General features: G+C 54.3%; 14 protein-coding genes. 8 read left to right on the top strand and 6 right to left on the bottom strand.

All coding sequences use genetic code 11. The features are described 5' to 3' along the window. Window positions 1-146: 146 nt before the first annotated feature. Complete coding sequence (locus tag HEQ72_RS11670) at window positions 147-983, bottom strand: universal stress protein (RefSeq protein WP_168019117.1); 837 nt, start codon at window positions 981-983, stop codon at window positions 147-149. 162 nt (window positions 984-1,145) lie between these two features. Between HEQ72_RS11670 and HEQ72_RS00695 the strand changes: the two genes are divergently transcribed. Further along, complete coding sequence (locus tag HEQ72_RS00695; RefSeq protein ID WP_168022316.1) at window positions 1,146-2,627, top strand: thioredoxin-like domain-containing protein; 1,482 nt, start codon at window positions 1,146-1,148, stop codon at window positions 2,625-2,627. Window positions 2,628-2,731: 104 nt separating this feature from the next. Next, window positions 2,732-3,952, top strand: coding sequence for a 5-aminolevulinate synthase (gene hemA / locus HEQ72_RS00690; RefSeq protein ID WP_168022315.1), 1,221 nt, complete (start codon window positions 2,732-2,734; stop codon window positions 3,950-3,952). A gap of 57 nt (window positions 3,953-4,009) precedes the next feature. Here the strand turns inward: hemA and rpe are convergent, their stop codons facing one another. From rpe to HEQ72_RS00670, 4 genes are all read right to left on the bottom strand, one after another. Continuing rightward, on the bottom strand, window positions 4,010-4,657 hold the full coding sequence (gene rpe / locus HEQ72_RS00685; protein ID WP_168019120.1) for a ribulose-phosphate 3-epimerase: 648 nt from the start codon (window positions 4,655-4,657) through the stop codon (window positions 4,010-4,012). A 51-nt stretch (window positions 4,658-4,708) separates the two neighbouring features. Next, entirely contained in the window at window positions 4,709-5,773 is a 1,065-nt protein-coding gene (gene fba, locus HEQ72_RS00680; protein WP_168022314.1) for a class II fructose-bisphosphate aldolase, read from the bottom strand. 66 nt (window positions 5,774-5,839) lie between these two features. Then, on the bottom strand, window positions 5,840-7,819 hold the full coding sequence (gene tkt / locus HEQ72_RS00675) for a transketolase (RefSeq protein WP_168022313.1): 1,980 nt from the start codon (window positions 7,817-7,819) through the stop codon (window positions 5,840-5,842). A gap of 302 nt (window positions 7,820-8,121) precedes the next feature. Next, the gene (locus HEQ72_RS00670; protein WP_168022312.1) at window positions 8,122-10,236 is read right to left on the bottom strand and encodes a bifunctional diguanylate cyclase/phosphodiesterase; all 2,115 of its coding nucleotides are present in this window, start codon (window positions 10,234-10,236) and stop codon (window positions 8,122-8,124) included. A gap of 274 nt (window positions 10,237-10,510) precedes the next feature. On the opposite strand from HEQ72_RS00670, the gene HEQ72_RS00665 reads away from it, so the two are divergent. Continuing rightward, a complete protein-coding gene (locus HEQ72_RS00665; RefSeq protein ID WP_168019125.1) occupies window positions 10,511-11,032 on the top strand; it encodes an invasion associated locus B family protein in 522 nt (173 codons plus the stop codon). Between the two features lie 125 nt (window positions 11,033-11,157). Then, window positions 11,158-11,871, top strand: coding sequence for a response regulator (locus tag HEQ72_RS00660; protein WP_168019126.1), 714 nt, complete (start codon window positions 11,158-11,160; stop codon window positions 11,869-11,871). A gap of 91 nt (window positions 11,872-11,962) precedes the next feature. On the opposite strand, the gene HEQ72_RS00655 is transcribed toward HEQ72_RS00660, so the two are convergent. Continuing rightward, on the bottom strand, window positions 11,963-12,235 hold the full coding sequence (locus HEQ72_RS00655; protein ID WP_066135973.1) for an HU family DNA-binding protein: 273 nt from the start codon (window positions 12,233-12,235) through the stop codon (window positions 11,963-11,965). Window positions 12,236-12,736: 501 nt separating this feature from the next. Here HEQ72_RS00655 and HEQ72_RS00650 point away from each other — a divergent pair. The 4 genes from HEQ72_RS00650 to fliF all read left to right on the top strand — a co-directional run bounded on the left by HEQ72_RS00650 (window position 12,737) and on the right by fliF (window position 19,649). Then, window positions 12,737-14,311 carry a flagellar hook-length control protein FliK gene (locus HEQ72_RS00650; RefSeq protein WP_168022311.1) on the top strand — a complete coding sequence of 525 codons (1,575 nt, stop codon included), beginning with the start codon at window positions 12,737-12,739 and terminating at the stop codon, window positions 14,309-14,311. 21 nt (window positions 14,312-14,332) lie between these two features. Beyond that, window positions 14,333-15,445, top strand: a complete 1,113-nt coding sequence (locus tag HEQ72_RS00645) for a FlgD immunoglobulin-like domain containing protein (protein ID WP_168022310.1) — start codon at window positions 14,333-14,335, stop codon at window positions 15,443-15,445. Window positions 15,446-15,579: 134 nt separating this feature from the next. Beyond that, window positions 15,580-17,766, top strand: a complete 2,187-nt coding sequence (locus HEQ72_RS11320; RefSeq protein WP_245184041.1) for a flagellar hook-basal body complex protein — start codon at window positions 15,580-15,582, stop codon at window positions 17,764-17,766. Between the two features lie 266 nt (window positions 17,767-18,032). Beyond that, entirely contained in the window at window positions 18,033-19,649 is a 1,617-nt protein-coding gene (gene fliF / locus HEQ72_RS00630; RefSeq protein ID WP_168019130.1) for a flagellar basal-body MS-ring/collar protein FliF, read from the top strand. Window positions 19,650-19,701 lie beyond the last annotated feature (52 nt).

The raw sequence follows: 19,701 nt of genomic DNA, 5'->3' as shown, positions 1-19,701 counted from the left end.
AGCAGGGTCAAGAAAGACCCTGCCTTCCGGAACCCAAAACCGCCGGATGCCCTTTTTATAAGGCACCCGACAACAACCATGGCGCTATTCAAAGCCCACGAATCATCCCTTGGATCAATAACCTGTCCGAATCCGGGACCACAATCCTAGTGGGACATCAGGATAGGAATTCCGGCATGACGCAACAAATGGCTGGTCACGCCACCCAGAACCATTTCGCGCAGACGCGAACGCCCCCAGGCTCCGGTCACGATCAAATCTGCATTGGCGGCCTGAGCACACTGCAGCAAGGTCTGCCCGATGTCATAGCATACATCTCCAACTACTTTTCCGTCGGCTTTCACACCATGATGGGAAAGATTGGGCATGATGGTAAGCTGTGCATCATCCTGGCGGATTTTCTCATCATGACGTGTATCGTCCACCGCAATAACTTCGACACGCTGCGCAGCCTTCAGCAGAGGCATCGCGTCATGAACAGCACGACAGGACTCCCGGCTTGAGTTCCAGCCTACAACAATCCGGTCACCAAGCGTATCAACCTGCACCGATCCCGGCAGAACCAGAACAGGTGCGCCGGAATCCAGAAGCAGAAGATCAGAAAGGTTCCGTTGTGCGTCTGTTGCCGGATCATCGGGGTTATATTGCCCAACAACAGTCAAGTCAGCATGCATGGCATGATGAACAGCCTCGTCGACCAAATCACCTTCAAGCTGTTTCCAATATGCCTTGGCATAACGGGACGCCCTGTCATCGAAAACAGCTTTTGCCTCCCCTTGGGCGGCGATAGAACAAGCTTCTACGGCTTCCAGAAAATCAGCAGCAACCTGCCCTTCAATAAAAGGCGGGAAAGAGGGGGACTGACGCACAAAAAGCACCGTGACATGGGCATCAAAACGCACAGCAAGCTTCAGGGCAACATCCAGACGCAGCGCAAACCCGGGTGTCGTATCTGCAATCACGAGAATATCTTTGAATGACACGCACAATCTCCTGCATAGTCCCGGATTATATCAGGTACACAAAACTGTCTCTGGCATCATACCCGGATGTACGCATTCCTCAACCCCCGTTCGTACAACACAGACCGAAATCACCTGCCTTGTCTGCTATCATTTCCCATATATCGCGAGGTATCCGGAATCATGTACGGCCCCGTCCATGCACCTGAGCTGAAAGGCAAAGACCTTGTCTGGATCAATACTCCGTCACCTCTGCTGCTGTCAGATCTCAAGGGGCGTCTGGTTATTCTGGATTTCTGGACCTTTTGTTGCATCAATTGCATTCAGGTCATGCCAACGCTTAAACAGATTGAAAATGCATTTCCCGATGATGTTGTTGTCATTGGCGTCCACTCTCCCAAATTTATGGCCGAGGAAAATGCGAACGCTGTACGCAGTGCCGTACAGCGTTACGATCTGACACATCCTGTGCTTCATGATCCCCACCATATCCTGTGGAATCAGTATGCCGTCAGGGCATGGCCAACACTGATATTCATTGGCCCTGACGGAAAGATCATCGGACGTCTGGAGGGAGAACCTGACCCTGAACGCCTGGAAAGTGCCATACGGGACATTGTTGCGGAGATACACCAACAAGGCCATAAAGGGACAGAAGCAAAACGACACCTCTCGACGCCATTGGAGCACAGCGGAAATCTGCGCTTTCCCGGCAAGATCAAACCAATCCCGAACAGTACGCGTGCCGTTGGCACCCCGGCATGGGCCGTTGCTGATTCCGGTCATCACCGCATCAGTGTTCTGGATGATTCTGGAACACTGCTGTTCCAGGTCGGAAATGGCAAGCCGGGATACCGGGACGGAGACAGGGAAGAATGCCGCTTCAACAGCCCTCAGGGTCTTGTCTGCACAAAAACTGATATCTTTGTTGCAGATACAGGAAATCACTCTGTTCGCCGTATCAATCTCAAAAGCGGGCATGCTTCAACCCTGGGCGGCAATGGGCAACGCGGCACACCGATCTTTGGCACCCACGAAGCACCACATACCGCGCTGGCGTCTCCCTGGGATCTGGAGATCCACAAACAGACCCTGTGGATTGCCAACGCGGGCACGCATCAAATCCTCGCCTTGGATCTTGACCGCATGATGATCCGTCAGATGGCAGGAAGCGGGGGTGAGGATCTACTGGATGGAGCCGCAAGGCACGCACTTCTGGCCCAACCCAGCGGATTACATTGGAGGGAAGAGGAACAGGCGCTGTACTTCGCCGACAGCGAAACATCATCCATACGGCGTCTTTCTGTTACGCGGAATACAGTCGAAACCCTTGCGGGGCACGGATTGTTTGACTTTGGCTTACAAGATGGGCCTGGCAAGCAGGCTCTCCTGCAACACCCATTGGGCCTCTGCGGCCATGGGAAGAGCATGTACGTTGCCGACAGCTACAACAACTGTATTCGTATGATCGATACAACCAATCTGGTCGTGACAACGTTTGAGCACGGCAAACTGGAATGTCGTGATATGCTGTGCCAACCCTTGGAAGAACCAGCCGGAATCTGGTGTGATGGGGAGTCCAGGTTGCTGGTCAGTGACACCAACAATCACAGAATTTTGGAAATTCATCGTCACAACAATACGATGATATCATGGTATTCGTAGGCAAAGCTGTTGTTCTGCCTTGCCCCAAAGCGATACAGGCGTGATAAACAGGCTTGGTTTGCCCGAAAGCTGGCCCGCTTCGTCCGGGCGGAGGATTATTGAGAATGAATTACGACGATTACTTCAGGTCCCGCCTGGATGGTTTGCGTTCATCCGGCAATTATCGAATTTTTGCCGACCTGGAGCGTTATGTCGACGCCTTCCCCAAAGCCCGGAGCCACCGTAACGGAACCGTGCAGGACATTACCATCTGGTGCAGCAATGACTATCTGGCCATGGGAGTCAGCCCAATGGTGCGCGAGGCCATGAAGGATGCCATCGACCGCTGCGGGGGTGGCGCCGGGGGCACACGCAACATATCCGGTACAAACCACTACCACGTGCTTCTGGAACAAGAGCTGGCCGACTGGCACAACAAGGAAGCCGCCCTGCTGTTCACATCTGGCTATATTGCCAACATGACCACCCTGATGACCTTGGGGTCACAAATTCCGGGCATGGTTCTGTTCTCCGATTCGGACAATCACAATTCAATGATCGAGGGAATACGGCATTCCCGCGCACCGAAGCATATCTGGAAGCATAACGATTACGATGATCTGCATCGCCAGCTGTCCCAGCACGACCGCACCACACCCAAACTAGTTATTTTCGAGTCCGTGTATTCCATGGACGGCGACATTGCCCCACTCGAGAAAATCATAGATGTGGCCGAGCATCATAACGCCATGACATTCCTGGACGAAGTCCATGCCGTCGGAATGTACGGGGAACAAGGATCAGGCGTTGCAGAGCGCGACGGCGTTCGTGACAGGGTCGATATCATACAGGCCACCATGGGGAAAGCCGTAGGAACCATAGGGGGGTATATTACGGCCAAGTCACACATTGTTGACTTCGTTCGTAGTTTTGGGGCCGGCTTCATTTTTACAACATCGTTGCCCCCGGCTGTTGCAGCAGGAGCCTTGGCCAGCATTCGCTGGCTGCGGACACACAATACCATCCGCGAATGCCATCAGGAGCGAGCCAGAACACTCAAGCAACGCCTGCAGTCATTGGACATACCGGTTATGGCTTCGGAAAGTCACATCGTGCCTGTCATGGTTGGTGATCCCGCCCTCTGTAAACAGGCAAGTGACGAGCTTCTGGAGAAACACGGGATCTACGTGCAGCCCATCAACTATCCAACTGTCCCCAAAGGTACGGAAAGGCTGCGCTTCACACCAACACCCCGACACACGGATGAGCACATCGATCACCTGTGCCGCGCCCTTGTCGAAGTCTGGGAACACTTGGGCATAAAAGCAAAGGCTGCCGCAGCCTAGCCCACAATGGACAGAAGGGTGGGATTCTATCTCTACCCTTCTGTCATGATACAGGATCTATGCCCTCAAGGCCCGGATATTGGCCGCGTACTGACCGGAACCACCCGAAAAGACGGCGTTCCCGGCGACCAGAACATCAGCCCCGGCCTCGACACATTCCAGCGCCACAGCCGACGTTATACCCCCGTCAACTTCCAGCTCAATCGGGCGGGATCCGATCTTTGCGCGAATACGGCGGATTTTCTCCAGCTGTGAAGGAATAAATGCTTGGCCCCCAAAACCAGGATTAACGGACATCACCAGAATCAGATCCAAACGATCAAGAATATAATCCAGAGCGGACTCCGGTGTTGCCGGATTGAGTGAGATTCCCACTTTCTTGCCGAGGGAACGGATCAGCTGCAAAGTCCTGTCCAGATGCCCACCAACCTCGGCATGCACGGTGATAATATCGGCCCCGGCAGCTGCAAAAGCCTCTATGTACGGATCAACCGGATCAATCATAAGATGCACATCAAAAGTCTTGGTGGTATGCGGCCGTAGAGCCTTTACCACAGCAGGACCAATCGTGATGTTGGGAACAAAGTGGCCATCCATGACATCAATATGGATATAATCCGCCCCCGCCGCATCAATGGCACGCACCTCCTCGCCAAGGCAGGCAAAGTCAGCAGACAGGATACTGGTGGCAATCTTGACAGCCATGGAGGCCAACCCTTTCACACATCTAAAACCGCTTCTTATAACCACCGACTATCAGGCAACCTCGGTCAAAGCACCCGCTTCTGCATAGCGCTTGGCCATGTCAGCCAACGGAATGACCTTGATTCGCGACGCATGCCCGGCAGCCCCGAAACGTTCAAAGCGATTGACACACACCTTCTCCATGGCGTCCATGGCTGGTTTCATGTAACTGCGTGGATCAAACTCTGACCGGTTTTCCGCAAACACCTTGCGAATAGCCCCGGTAATCGCCATACGATTGTCGGTATCAATGTTGATCTTGCGGACACCATACTTGATCCCCTGCTCAATTTCTTCCAGAGGAACACCAAAGGTCTGCGGCATATCACCGCCATACGCGTTGATAATATCCTGCAAGTCCTGCGGAACAGAAGAAGCACCGTGCATAACCAGATGAGTCCGGGGAAGCTTGGCATGGATCGCCTTGATGACGTTCATGGCCAAGATATCGCCCGTAGGTTTACGACTGAACTTATAAGCCCCATGACTGGTGCCAATAGCTACAGCCAATGCATCAACGCCTGTTTTTGAAACAAAATCAGCAGCTTGATCAGGATCTGTCAGAAGCTGGGAATGATCAAGCGTGCCTTCGAACCCATGCCCGTCTTCCTTGTCCCCCTTTCCCGTTTCCAGTGACCCCAGACAGCCCAGCTCACCCTCGACAGAAACACCGACCATATGCGCCATCTCTGCAACGGTCCTGGTAACACGCACATTATAGTCATAGCTTGCGGGCGTCTTGCCGTCGCTTTCCAACGATCCATCCATCATGACCGATGTAAAACCACTCATCACCGCTGACATACACGTTGCAGGGCTGTTACCGTGATCCTGATGCATACAGACCGGTATGTGGGGGTACATCTCGGTCACGGCCAGGATCATGTGCTTGATCATGACATCGCCCGCATATTTGCGGGCACCGCGACTGGCCTGTAAAATAACGGGTGAATCGGTTTTGTCAGCAGCCTTCATGATGGCCAGAACCTGTTCAAGGTTATTCACATTGAAGGCTGGCATTCCATAAGAATATTCGGCTGCATGGTCCAGAAGCTGGCGGAGTGTAACGGAAGCCATTCAGCTCTCTCCTCTAATAAACAGTTTATGTGACCCGCACCGACAAAGCGCGATTCACCAATACGATCAGGCCATCACACGCAGGGCTTCTGCTGCAACAGCCTCGGCTGTAATACCGAAGTGACGGTACAGATCCGCAGCCGGTGCCGACGCCCCAAAGGACTTCATGCCGACAATCGCGCCATCCAGCCCGACATAACGCTCCCACCCCAAGGTCGCTGCCGCTTCAACAGCAACGCGCGGAGCGTCACCCAGCACAGAGCGACGATACTCTGCCGTCTGGGCATCAAACAATTCTTGGCAGGGCATTGATACAACGGCAGCCCGAACTCCACGACCAGCCAGACTTTCCCGTGCCGTCATGGCAATCTCAACTTCCGAGCCGGTAGCCAGCAGGGTGACGTCACGGACCCCATCAGCTGCCTCGGCAAGAACATAGGCGCCACGCGCTGACTGATTCTCATCGACCCGGTCACGCAAACACGGAAGGTTCTGACGCGACAATGCCAGAAGGCTTGGCCCGGTTGTGGTTTCCAAGGCCAGCTGCCAACACTCCGCTGTCTCAACAATGTCGGCAGGGCGGAACACCAAAAGATTGGGCATTGCACGCAAGGACACCAGATGCTCCACCGGTTGATGGGTCGGCCCATCTTCACCCAGCCCGATGGAATCATGCGTCATGACATAGACAACCCGGATTCCCATAAGGGCTGCCATGCGGATCGCAGGACGCGCATAATCCGCAAAAACCAGGAAGGTACCGCCATAGGGAATGAAGCCACCATGCAGGGCAAGGCCATTCATAACCGCTGCCATGCCATGTTCCCGGACACCATAGTGAATATAGTTGCCAGAGGCGTCATCGGGGAGAACCGACATCATCCCCTTGGCCAGGGTAAGATTAGAATGCGTCAGATCGGCAGATCCCCCGACCAAGGAGGGCAAAAACGGGGCGATTGCATCCAGTGCCATCTGGCTGGCTTTTCGGGTTGCAACCTTTGTTTTTTCTGTAACTGCCTTGGCTTTCAGATCGATCAGGCCCTGCTCCCAGCCCTCTGGCAATGCCCCTGACAGAGCTGCAAGAAACGTGTCCCGACGTTCACCGGGCAAGCAAGAAACACGATTATCCCAAGCCTGACGCTCTGCCCTGCCACGCTGACCAGCTTTGCGCCAAGCTGACAAGACAGGGGCAGGAATATCGAAAGCATCACAATTCCAGCCAAGTTTGGCACGGGCACCCGCAAGCTCGACATCACCCAAGGGGGCTCCATGGGTTTTTTCTGAACCTGCCAAAGTCGGAGCACCAAATCCTATCACTGTCTTGCAGGCAATCAGGGTCGGACGATCGGATTTCTTGGCTCCCTCAATCGCAGCGGCAACCGCTTCCGGATGATGACCATCAACAGCGACCGTATTCCAACCTGCTGCACGAAAACGGGCGTGCTGATCTTCTGAGGTTGCCAAGGACACCTGCCCGTCAATGCTGATGGCATTATCATCCCACAGTACAACCAGCCGGTTGAGCTTCCAATGCCCGGCCATGGTTATGGCTTCCTGCGACAAGCCTTCCATAAGGCATCCATCGCCCGCAATCACATAGGTCCAGTGATCAACCACATCCCGGCCATGGCGTGCAGCCATCATTTTTTCAGCCAAGGCGAAACCCACGGCATTGGCAATCCCCTGCCCCAAGGGGCCGGTCGTTGTTTCTGCCAGAGACACATGGCCGTATTCCGGGTGCCCTGCCGTGATCGCACCAAACTGACGGAACGCCTTTACCTGATCCAGGGTTACGTCTTCATAGCCCAGCAAATAGCCAAGACTGTACAGCAGCATCGAGCCATGACCTGCCGAAAGGACAAAACGATCCCGGTCAGCCCAACAGGGGGCAGAGCTGTCAAATTTCAGGAATCGGGTAAAAAGAACAGTTGCGACATCTGCCATTCCCATTGGCATGCCCGGGTGCCCGGAATTAGCCTTCTGAACCGCATCTGCAGCCAGAAAACGGATTGCATTGGCCATCTCAGCATGGTCAGGGGTACTCATGACTCTCGGACTCCGGTCAAAATTCACCAAGGCTTACCGGAAAGACGCAACGAAGATAACCTGCCGACCAGAATGAAAGTCTACCTGAACCAAAGGAGCAGGGATGTGACCTTAAAACCCACGTATAAACAAGGCATTCCCCGGCAAAAAGACCTGTAGCACGTCCCTCCATATTGACCACACGGCACTGGTACAATCACCGCGCAGCAAAAACAGACACTCCATACCACGTCTGGCAAACAGACAGATATCGTTTTCTATACGAGTAAAACTGCCTTTCCCAACGCTTGGGAACCCGCGTACTACGCGCCCCTACAGCCAACCGTATGGGCACAGGTTGTCTCCCCTGTCACCTCATCCCAGAATGCAAAGCCATTCTTGCCAGACTGTTTTGCATGATACATGGCTGCATCCGCCTTCCTGAGCAAATGACAGGAATCCTCACTCACACAGCCAGACAGAATAACAATGCCTATCGAAGCCGAGATATCCTGTATCCGGATGCTTTGTTGCCCGCACAACAAACTGTAGGGAGCCGCGAGAACCTGTAAAATGCGACGGGCAACGTGGGCCGCGCCCTCGCATCCATCTACAACCCCCAGAATAATTGTAAATTCATCCCCGCCAAAGCGAGCCACGGTGTCACTGTCCCTGACGCACGAGACAAGGCGACGGGCAACTTCCTGAAGGAGAATATCGCCAACCTCATGCCCGAAATCATCGTTGACGCACTTGAAACCGTCCAGATCAAGAAACATGAGGGCAATAGACCCTTCTGTACGGCTGATCACACGCAGCATATGCTCCAAGCGATCATTGAACAGATTCCGGTTGGGCAAGGCCGTAAGAACATCGTAATTGGCTTGATACTGAACCTTCTCTTCATCCTGCTTGCGCTGGGTAATATCGTTGGCAACCAAGACCACACGATGCAGCTGCCCATCGGTCAAGCGTAACGCTGAAGCAGTCAGACGCAGGGCAAAACGCTCCCCGCTACAGCGAACAGACCACATTTCGCGACGACAGTGCCCCTCCTGAGCCTGCATACCGTCCAGAAGCGACGGCCAACCACGACTGTCACCACCGAACACGATATCGGTTACCGACAGACCAACAGGTATATGGTCCGACACACCAGACAGGGACACTGCTGCCGGATTTGCAACAAGGATGCGCCCCTGCAAATCACACACAAATATGGCCTCAGCCGTTGTTTCCAGAACCTTGGCGGCAACACCCAGACGCTCTTCGGCAACCTTGCGCCCTGTGATATCACGCAGGACAACCACTGCACCGATCATACCCGTATCGTCTTCAAGAGGACGCGATGAATATTCGGCAACAAAGGAAGAACCATCCCGTCTGCACAGGGTAAGTTCCATACGCTCATGAAACAGCCTTCGCCGCAGAGCCGCGCGAACCAATACACTACGCCCGGAACGGACCCCGTCACCATGGATAAAAACATCATCTGCCAGCTTCCCCGGAAGAGACAGCGGCGGATATCCCAGCAGGGCGCCCGCAACCGGATTGGCAAAGGTTATACGTCCATTGATATCAATACCCATGATGGCATCACTGGCAGAGTTCAAAATTCCTTCGGTGCGCCGGTGAAGCTTATGCAGCTCCCCCGTACGCATCTCGATCTGACGCTCAAGGGCTTCCATATAACGCAGTTCCGCCTGCTCCGAGCGGCAACGGTCCGTGATGTCCCGCAGGACAACCGCGAACATCGGCCCCTCCCCTTCATCAAGGTGGGTTACCGTAACCTCCAAAGGAAACAACGTGCCGTCGCGGTGACGACCCGACATCTCCTGGCTTCGCCCGACGAGCCAGGATGCGTTGACACAGGATGCCCAACGCCCTGCGGCAAACTGGGGGATCATTGCGCAAATCCCCAGCCCCTGCATTTCATCGGAATGTCGATTGAACAACAGCAATGCAGCACGATTTGCGGAAACAACTATCCCTTTTGGATCAACAACCAGAATCCCGTCAACAACGGCGTCAAGAATAGCAGCAAGCCGGGAAGGACGGCAAGAAGATGCCTCATCAACCCTGAAGCGCGAACTGACCCGCAAGGAAATCAGAAGGAAAGGAACGTCCTCATCAGAAAAGCCGGCAGGAAGAGGATAAACCTGAAGCTCCGCACTCAGCTTTCCTTCCTCTCCATGAACATCGACATTGATGGGCCCCCGGGATACAAGGGAAGACAGTCCAGCACAGGCTGGATCACCCACAGCCATCCCCAGAAGATCGGCGACAGACCCCCCAAGACACAAACTCCCACCGAAAAGACTCAAGGCCGCTTGGTTATAACGCACAACAGTGCCCTGCTTGCACACGAAAACAGGCTCGGAGAACAGGTCAACAAAGTCCAAGGAAGCATCCGGACACTCTATCTCAGCACATTGCACGATCTGCTCCGTCCGGGCTGACGAAGAAACACTGCCCACCGTCCACCTTCGTACTTCTGGCACCACACTTCATGCCTTTGCAAAAACAAGATTAATTATACCCTGCAACAATAACTTTTATACCACTTATACCTTTGGAATCCTCGCCACGGAGAATGCCTGTCGACCCACAAGACGTCAAGCACAGCCGTATAAAACCTACTTTTCTTGCCAGACCCCCCACTCTCCTGCTATGCCGTTCCTTGTATACGGGCTCTTTTGAAAGCAACGTGCCGTGAACAGAAAATTGACTAGAACGGGCATTCTTGCATGTGCCTTGGTCCATCTTGCGACACCAGCCTCCGCCGGAGACGCACATGCGAAGAACCCAATTTCCGAGAAAGCGTACGGTTCCTGGACCCAGCATTGCCTGACACGGGAAGATGGAAAGCAATGCATCCTGCACCAGAAAGCCCTGGATGAAGACAAAAAGGTCATCCTCGTGGCAGAAATCACAGCACAGGGCAACACACCTGATCTATCCATGCGGATTGTTGCTCCACTTGGGATTATCCTTCTTATTCCCCTGCGCGTAACTATTGATGACAAGAATCCTGCCGATCTGCCCTATACACGCTGTATCCCCGATGGCTGTATGACAGACGTTCTGCTGACCACTGATGCAGTCGAGAAAATGAAAGCCGGGAAAAAGATGATACTGACCTATACGCTGCCCAACCAGCAAACAGTCAGCGCAAAACTCTCTCTTGATGGCTTGACGGCGGGAATCAATGCCATGCCAAGCAGCAAGCAATAACACGCCTGTGTACAGATAATGAAACGTAGAGGCATTGCTTGATGAATATTTTCGACCGCTACATACAGCAGGATCAAGGCCTGAGCCACATCCCGTATTTTCTGTCAGAGGAAAAGCAGCACTGAATGAAATTTCTTGTCGCAGATGATCACCCCTTGGTTCGCAAGGCACTCAGCATAACCTTGGAAAAAGTTGATTGTACCGCTTCTGTTCTTCAGGCTGCCGACATGACAGAGCTGCTCGGACATCTCGGTGCTCACCCTGATATTGACCTGATTTTGATGGACCTGACAATGCCAGGCACATCAGGCATCGGGAGTCTGGAGCAAGCAATAAACCATGCTGCGCCAAGCCCGGTGGCCGTTGTTTCTGCGGATGAACGCCCTGAAACCGCGCTTGGGTCCTTGCGCGTTGGTGCCGTCGGATATCTGCCAAAATCCCTTCCAGAAGATGTTATGAGAGCTGCCCTCACCTTGATACTTTCAGGTGGTACTTATATTCCTCCCTTGGTGCTGTCAGCATACCGGACAACGCCCTCCTCCTCTACCGAACATGGACAAAGGCCCTTTGCCGGTTACAGCAAGCCGGATCACGGCAATTTTTCCTCAAGTACACCTCTCGTGGAACAAGGCAGGGCAACAACCCTGACCCCAAGGCAAGCAGAGGTCTTGGAGCTGGTTATCGAGGGATACTCCAATCGCGAGATTTCAGAAATTCTCTGTGTTGCCGAATCGACTGTAAAAGTACACATTACAGCTATTCTAAAAGCCTATGCCGTCAGCAGCCGGGCAAAAGCCATCTATGCTGCGCGACGTGAGGCAGAACAGGTACCCTCCTGATATTCTGACCCAGCGGAATCAGGATATAAAGAACCCCCCTGCCAGAAAAAGCAGGAGGGTCTTCTGTTGGCCGTAATCTGCCAAGGGTTCTTCAGGCGATCGAATCCTTGAGGGCCTTTCCCGGCCGGAACTTTGGCTGCTTGCTGGCAGCAATCTTGATCTCTTCGCCTGTGCGCGGATTTTTCCCGGTACGGGCCGCACGCTTGGACACGGCAAAGGTCCCGAAACCAACCAGACGCACCTCGTCCCCCTTCTTCAGGGCAGAGGTCACAGCATTAAAAAGTGCATCAACAGCACGGGCAGCATCTGTTTTGCTGAGGCCGGCTTCATTGGATACAGCGTCGACGAGTTCGCTCTTGTTCATAACTCAAGATCTCCTTGCGTTCAGACAACGAATGGCAAATAGCAATCCATCCCCCGACCCTTGGTGGGGCAGGCCTCTTCGGGAAACCATGCCCTCCGAAACCAACATCCTGGTCGAGGCGGCAGTTTCATCTGCTTCACGCCCGGACGCAAGAGAATCCCTTACCAAAGGCACATGTTTCCTACCTTGACAGTTTATTTTTTCATCACATCCCCCTTGTTCTCACCCACCAAACCAGAACATAGAAAGAACAAATGATGTTTTACCTTGCAGGAAGCCTGAAGTCAGTATCCTCCAAGGTCGGCAGGAGATACCCCATCAGGCGGCAATATTTACCGCGTCGTACGCCAAGGCGAACCACAACAACCGCCCAAACATAAAAGAAGCCCCCGCGACAGCCCAAAACTGATCTGGCACACCATTTGCTGCACTGGTGGTGGGAGCACCTGTCTGCCCCGGGACGACAGATAAATGGGACAACAAAGTCAGGGATAGCCAACAATGGATGTGTCAGCGGTCAAAACGAAAGCGCTTTCGAATCAGTCAAGCAATCCGGCAAACCCGGATGCCACACCTTCCCTTGATGGAGAGACCCCGGACTTTGCCGCTCTTCTGGCCAAGGGTGCATTGACGGATGGCACGGATGCCCTGCGTGAGAAATTGATCCAGTCTGCCGATACCCTGACGGCGGCCCACTCCGTAACACGCACCATTGAACGCGCCGAGCGGCCTGAACCATCCCAGCGGAGCGTACGTCAACGTACAGAGCCACGACGGACGGCAGGAGAACGGGATGAAGCACGGGCCTCAACAGGCTCTACCCATACCGAGCGCAAAAACAACACCAGCAGGAGTGAGACTGAGTCCTCCTCCTCGGATAGGTCGGAAGGGAAGGACAGGGCTACGGAAGCACTGGTTCCGCTGGTCTCGCAGACACAGGCAATGTCCTTTGTTGCCACATCAGAGGGTGATGAGTCCCTGGGTGTGAACGCAGGGGCGCAGGTCAAACTAAACGGGCCACAACAGGCCGGTAATGGTCTGGTTGATGGGTCTGTACGCCAAGGACCGATAAACCCCGTTGCTGATTTACAGGCTGCAACCACAGAACCCACCGATCAAAAAGAGGCAAAGCAGAACCAGATACGGCCACAAGATCTCCGGACAGCCAATATCGCGCAGTCCGAAGGCATCGAGGCTGCCGTCGGAGGTGCTGTAGAGGGGGGTATAAAAGTAACCGTGCGGGCAGAAGCCCGCGATGGGCAAGCCCGCTACCAAGGACATGATTTCAGCCAGTCCACCAAGGGAGAATCCTGGACACTGGCATCACAGGCATCAGATCAAGGAACGACCGGCCAGAATGGCAACAACGGCGACGGAACAGGCCAGAATGGCAAGACAACACAACACCTTCCGCAAGGGAACAGCCTCCAGAACGGCGGTTCAGCTCTAGCCGGAACAACCAGTACATCGACACCCTCCTTCCGCACGACCCTTGACGCATCATCCGGACAGAATGCCGAAGCCGCGTCAGGCTCAAAGGCAACATCCGCACAAGCAACTGGTGCAACAACCCAGCAGCAGCGCGAAGCATCCAGAACTACGTCTACTTTCAGACCGACACAAACACCCAAGACACCTGACCCCAGTCCGGTCGAGCAGATCCGGCTCAAGATAACCAAAGGGGCCATCAACGGTGATACCATTCGCATACAGCTGCGCCCCGAAACGCTGGGAAAAGTTGATATACGTCTGGAAGTCCATGAAGGACGTGTCAGCGCGCATGTTGTCGCGGAGACCCGGGATGCGCTGGACCTTCTCAAGGCAGATGCCCGCAACTTGGAACGTGCCCTGCAGGACTCAGGGCTGAAGACAGACAGCGGCAGCCTGAATTTCTCCCTGCGTGGTGAAGGAAACCCACGGCAAGCCGATCAGAATGACGGCGGACGCCAAGGAGCCGGTACCCCTTATGATCCTCACCGTCACTCCCTAGACGATGACCTTGCAGAAGCACCGGACATCGAAAGCCTGCGCAGAACAGCAGCCGCAGCCCGCGGCGGCGTTGATGTCCGTATCTAGATCTGGACGGAGAGAAAGACCATGCCATCGGTAAGTGCTTCGGCCCATGATCAGGCTCTTTACCAGCAGCTCACCAAAGAGAATGGTGGGAAAGAGAATGTATCACGGAACAAGCTGGCCAAGGACCTGAACACATTCCTGACGCTTCTGACCAGTCAGCTGAAGCATCAGGATCCCCTGTCGCCGATGGATTCAACAGAATTTACCCAGCAGCTGGTTCAATTTGCACAAGTTGAACAGCAAATGTCACAAAACGAGAAACTCGATAAACTGGTCGCTGCGCAGAATGCCAGCTTGGCCGCAACAGCTGTCAGCTATATCGGTAATTATGTGGAAGCAGAAAGCAACCAGGTTCCCCTTCAGGATGGAAAGGGTCGGTTTGCATACGGCCTGCGGGAAGCGGCCAAACAGGTTGGTATTCTGGTCAAGGACGCCACCGGGCGCGTTGTCCGCTCCTTCAATGGTGAAACATCGGCCGGGATGCACGACTTCCGCTGGGATGGCAAAGACGACAACGGCGACCAGCTGCCCGACGGAACCTATAACCTTGCCATCACGGCCACAAGCGACAAGGGATCTGTTGAAACGTGGTCCACGGCCTTTGGCAAGGTCACAGGCGTCACCAGCAAGGATGGTGAGGTGCTTCTGGTCATGGACAAGGCGGGTGTGCCAATTTCCAAGATCCTGTCCATCTCTGCCACATGGGACGGCAAGAATGCCTCCTTGGATTCTGCCCTTGGTTACGTGGGCAAAAGCGTCGAAGTCAGAAGCAATATGCTGACCCTGCAAAATGGCAAGGCCAGACTGGGGTATACACTGCCGTCAATGGCAGACAACACAACAATCAGCATTGTGGACAGTGACGGATTTGTTGTCCGGACCCTGGACGGTCGTACCGGAAGCGGAAACCATACCCTGGAATGGGATGGTACCAATGACGAGGGGGTTCTTCTGGAAGACGGTCCCTACTCTGTACGGGTCACAGCCAAGCAAGGAGAAACCTTGCTGGAGAATATTGCCACCACAACCTTTGGAACCGTAACCGCAGTCAGCAATGCCGGAGGCACACCAATGGTCGTGATGGGCACATCAACCATTCCGGTTTCTGCCATCCTGGCAGCGGCAGGCGTGTAGGTGCAGGACAAAGAAAGACTGTCCACATGAGCGGACACAGTATCCGCCCCGGAGCAGTCAGAAAGCAGAAAGAGTGATCTTCCGTCCCGAACAGAGGCAAAAAGGGATGGAGCAAGAAGCAAGGAGTTCAACCAATGTCGCTGTACGGAGCCCTGTTTGCCGGTGTGTCCGGCCTGTCCGCCCAGTCTACGGCCATGGGGGCAATTGCCGACAACGTCACAAACATCAACACGATCGGATACAAGGGGACAAAGACAAACTTTTCCACCTTTGTGACCCGTCAGGTCTCGTCAACTTCCTACAGCGCCGGCGGTGTGCAGTCACGCCCCCGCACTGGGGTTGACATACAGGGGCTTCTGCAATCCTCCACCTCCTCAACCGATGTCGGCATATCTGGTGCCGGCTTCTTTGTCGTGTCAAAGCAGGCCCTGAACTCAACTGGTTTCGGGTATTCCCGGGCCGGCTCCTTCAAGATCGATAAAGACGGATACCTGCAAAACGTTGGCGGTTACTATCTGCAAGGATGGCCCTTGGAAAACTGGGATGGATCGTTAAGCGCAGCTACCGTTGTCAAAGACGGCAATACCTATATGAAATCGTATAAGAACAACCTTGGCGAAACGTACTATATGAACGACAACGCCATTGATAATGTCAATTTGCAGCCTATGAATCTCAGCAGCATCGGGGGGACTGCACGGGCAACCTCGATCTTGTCCATCGCAGCAAACCTGCCATCCGGCGCCTTGGTTGGCGCTACCGAGAAAACAAACGCCCCGATCTTTGACAGCCTCGGGAACAGCCATAACCTGAACTTTTCATGGATCAAGCGGGGACAAAACCAGTGGGACTACGAGGCAATGCCGCCGGAAGGAACCACATACCTGACCTTGGATGACCAGACAGACGCCAAGCGCGTATACTTCGCTGCAGGGCGGATTGATTTCAGCAATATCCCCGCTGATGGCAAAACCATGACAATGACCCTAGGCGGGAACAACTACACATTCCGCTTCAGCACAACAAACGCCACCAGCGGGTACAGAGATAACGGAACCACGGCCAATACGACCACCATCGGGGCAACTTTGCCCGTTAACGGCGATACACTACAGATAGGCGGGATTACTTTCACAGTGCGTAACCCTGGCCCAGCCAGTAACGCCACAGAAGTTGATGTCAGCGGATTGGCCACTGCCAATGCGGTTGCCAACCAGATTGCCCAGACAGCGCAATCCTACTTCAGCACCCGCCTTGGCCCGGGGAACTGGGTAACCAGCGTCGGGGCACAAATCCAGTCGTCCCTGGTTATCGGGACAGGCACCGGAAATATTACAAGCGGGGCCTACAGCGATATAACACCCGGTGTTGCAAACAACGAGTTCGTCATTAACACCACCGGTAAATCATTGAGCCAGATCCTTGATATTCTTGGAAAAATTGTCAATACGGCATCCTCCGCTTCGCTGAATGATGCTTCTGGCCGGTTTCCGCCCTCTCCTCCTGCCAACTTGGCTATCCGGGTGGCAGGGGAAAACGGCATTATGTTCCGCCAGTTCTCGGCCATACCCGGTCAGGAAATTTCTGTTGATGCATCGGCACTGGAAGACATCAACAACCAGAAATCCGTTCTCCAGAGCACTGTCTTTACCGTACCAGCCCTTGGCCCCAGCATGTCGTGGATCAAGCCCACCGGGGGTGAGCCGCCTGCGGTCAAGTTCAATGGGGATGGTACCATCAATGAGCTGCACGGGTCGGATGAAACAACAGCGGTTGACCCCCGCCTGCGGGTTCGTGTTGGTTGGGCCAACGGGGCCCTGAATATGGATGGGTCAACGCCACTAACAGGTGGCAGCCCCGGTATTGCCCTGTTTCTGGGCAACTACAACAGCCCTAACGAAGCCATGCAGCAAAAAGCCGGGGCCTATCAGCTGAACAAGGTTGCCCAAAACGGTAACAAATTCGGTAACTTTGCCGGTCTGACAATCGGGGAAGATGGCGTTGTAACAGCCCGGTTTGACAACGGGGTCACCATTCCCATCTTCATGATCCCGCTGGCCACGTTTGTGAACCCAAATGGCATGAACAGCCAAACCGGCAACGTGTTCCAGGAAACAAGCCAGTCCGGCCTGCCAACCCTGCGCGAAGCGGGAAGCGGAACAGCCGGCGTTGTATCCGGTGCATCTCTGGAGGCTTCGACCGTTGATCTGGGGGAAGAATTCACCACGATGATCACGACACAGAGAGCTTATTCAGCAGCATCAAAAATCATTACCACAACCGACCAGATGCTGGATGAACTGGTCAACATCAAGCGCTGATGATCCTGACTGATATTATGTGTGCAGATTGTCTGTGCTGGTAACTACAGGAAAGCTCCGGGCTTTTGCGTCACGGAGCTTTCCTGTAGCCCCGTTTCTCTTGTCCGGAAAGCCATCATGCCAGGCAAAAATTGCCCGGTATTAACCGGTTGTTCACCGTCACAGCATAGCCTCCTGAGTACGGGTGCAGGGGTGATCTTGCCCTTGTTTTCAGAAACGTACAGTCTCGGGCATAAACCGGGATATGGCTTGGCGGGAAGCGGACTGTGGACTCATTTGTTCAGCAAATGCGTAATCTGGGACCGGCACGCTTGGCTGCCTTGGCTGGCGTCGCAATCGGCCTTCTTGGCTTTCTTGTTTATTTTGCCACACGTCTGGGCACACCGCCTATGGAACGCCTGTTTGGCGATTTGTCTACAGCCGATGCAAAAGCCATTATTTCCGAGCTGGAAAGCCAGAAAGTCCCTTTTGAGCTCCGCAACAACGGTACTGAAATTGCGGTACCATCCAGCCAGGTTCTTAAACTTCGGGTACAACTTGCCGAAAAAGCATCTGCAACAGGCGGGGCCGTTGGTTACGAAGTATTCGACCAAATGGACAGTCTGGGCGCCACCAACTTCATGCAGAACGTCAATCAAGTGCGGGCACTGGAAGGTGAGCTGGCACGGACCATCATGGCTATAGAGGGAGTCAAGGCGGCACGCGTACACCTCGTCATGCCCAAGCGGGAGGTATTTACCCGCGAAACGCAGGATCCATCTGCTGCCGTCTTCATCAAAATGCATCGTGGCCGCCTGTCCCGTGAACAAGCCAATGCCGTACAGCGCCTGATCGCCGCCTCGGTGCCGCGCCTGAAACCAGCACGGATCTCTATCGTGGATGATCGGGGAACCCTTCTGACACCGGGTATGGAAGATGAAGGCGTCGCCAAGCTCAATACCCAGGAAGAGATGCGCCGCAGGGAAGAAGCACGACTCGCACGCTCCCTGGAACAGCTTCTGGAAAATGTCGTGGGGCTGGGCAAGATTCGGGCCGAAGTCCGCGCCGATATCGATTTTGACAAAGTTGTGACCAACCAAGAAATCTACGATCCAGAAGCCCAGGTAGCAAGATCTACCGTAAATCGTCAGGAAAGCAACGAATCATCGGAAAATGATCCTGGCAATGTCAGCGTTGCCAATAATTTGCCCAATGCACAAACGGCCTCCGGTGGGCCTGCCGCCACATCGCGGGAAAACAGGACCGAGGAAACAACAAACTTCGAGATTTCCCGGAAGGTTACCAACCAAGTCAAGGAAGGCCCCCAAATCCGGCGGTTGTCTGTCGCAGTCCTTGTTGACGGCATTTACAGCACAGGGGACAATGGAGAAAGGCAATTCCAGCCTCGTCCCGCCGAAGAAATGGACAAGCTGGCTGCTATTGTACGCTCGGCCATTGGTTTCGATGCCGCGCGCGGCGATCAGGTTGAGCTGGTCAACATGCAGTTCCAGGCTTTGGACGAGGCCGATCTGGAAGCGCCGTGGATGTTCATGGGTTTCACCAAACCCGAAGTCATGCGTATGGCTGAAAGCTTTGGTGTTGCGATTGTTGCGATCCTGATCATCCTGATGGTAGTGCGTCCCTTGGTGGCACGGGCCTTCGAGGGCATGGCAGCAAGCGAAGACAACCAGCTGCTGACCGCAGATGGAATGCCCAATGCGCAGCTGTCCGGCCCAGCGCCCATTCCGGAGGAAGAGGACATTTCTGACGAGCTGATTGATATCGACAAGGTTGAGGGCCGCGTAAAAGCATCATCCCTGCGCAAGATCGGGGAGATTGTCGACAAGCATCCGGAAGAGGCCGTGTCGATCATTCGTAACTGGCTGTACCAGGAGGCCGCATAGAGGTTGGGCTTGTGCCCGGGCATGCACATGTTCTGGCCTGTTGATGCATACC

Source organism: Haematospirillum sp. 15-248 (assembly GCF_012102665.1).
Taxonomy (GTDB): domain Bacteria; phylum Pseudomonadota; class Alphaproteobacteria; order Rhodospirillales; family Rhodospirillaceae; genus Haematospirillum.
Note: the sequence above shows the minus strand (reverse complement) of the source record. Positions and strands in the feature narration are given on the sequence as shown.

Bases quoted from the DNA above. Each gene is read 5' to 3' on its own strand.
- HEQ72_RS00695 (WP_168022316.1), top strand. From the start codon at position 1,146: ATGTACGGCCCCGTCCATGCACCTGAGCTGAAAGGCAAAGACCTTGTC.
- hemA (WP_168022315.1), top strand. From the start codon at position 2,732: ATGAATTACGACGATTACTTCAGGTCCCGCCTGGATGGTTTGCGTTCA.
- rpe (WP_168019120.1), bottom strand. From the start codon at position 4,657: ATGGCTGTCAAGATTGCCACCAGTATCCTGTCTGCTGACTTTGCCTGC.
- fba (WP_168022314.1), bottom strand. From the start codon at position 5,773: ATGGCTTCCGTTACACTCCGCCAGCTTCTGGACCATGCAGCCGAATAT.
- tkt (WP_168022313.1), bottom strand. From the start codon at position 7,819: ATGAGTACCCCTGACCATGCTGAGATGGCCAATGCAATCCGTTTTCTG.
- HEQ72_RS00660 (WP_168019126.1), top strand. From the start codon at position 11,158: ATGAAATTTCTTGTCGCAGATGATCACCCCTTGGTTCGCAAGGCACTC.
- HEQ72_RS00655 (WP_066135973.1), bottom strand. From the start codon at position 12,235: ATGAACAAGAGCGAACTCGTCGACGCTGTATCCAATGAAGCCGGCCTC.
- HEQ72_RS00650 (WP_168022311.1), top strand. From the start codon at position 12,737: ATGGATGTGTCAGCGGTCAAAACGAAAGCGCTTTCGAATCAGTCAAGC.
- HEQ72_RS00645 (WP_168022310.1), top strand. From the start codon at position 14,333: ATGCCATCGGTAAGTGCTTCGGCCCATGATCAGGCTCTTTACCAGCAG.
- HEQ72_RS11320 (WP_245184041.1), top strand. From the start codon at position 15,580: ATGTCGCTGTACGGAGCCCTGTTTGCCGGTGTGTCCGGCCTGTCCGCC.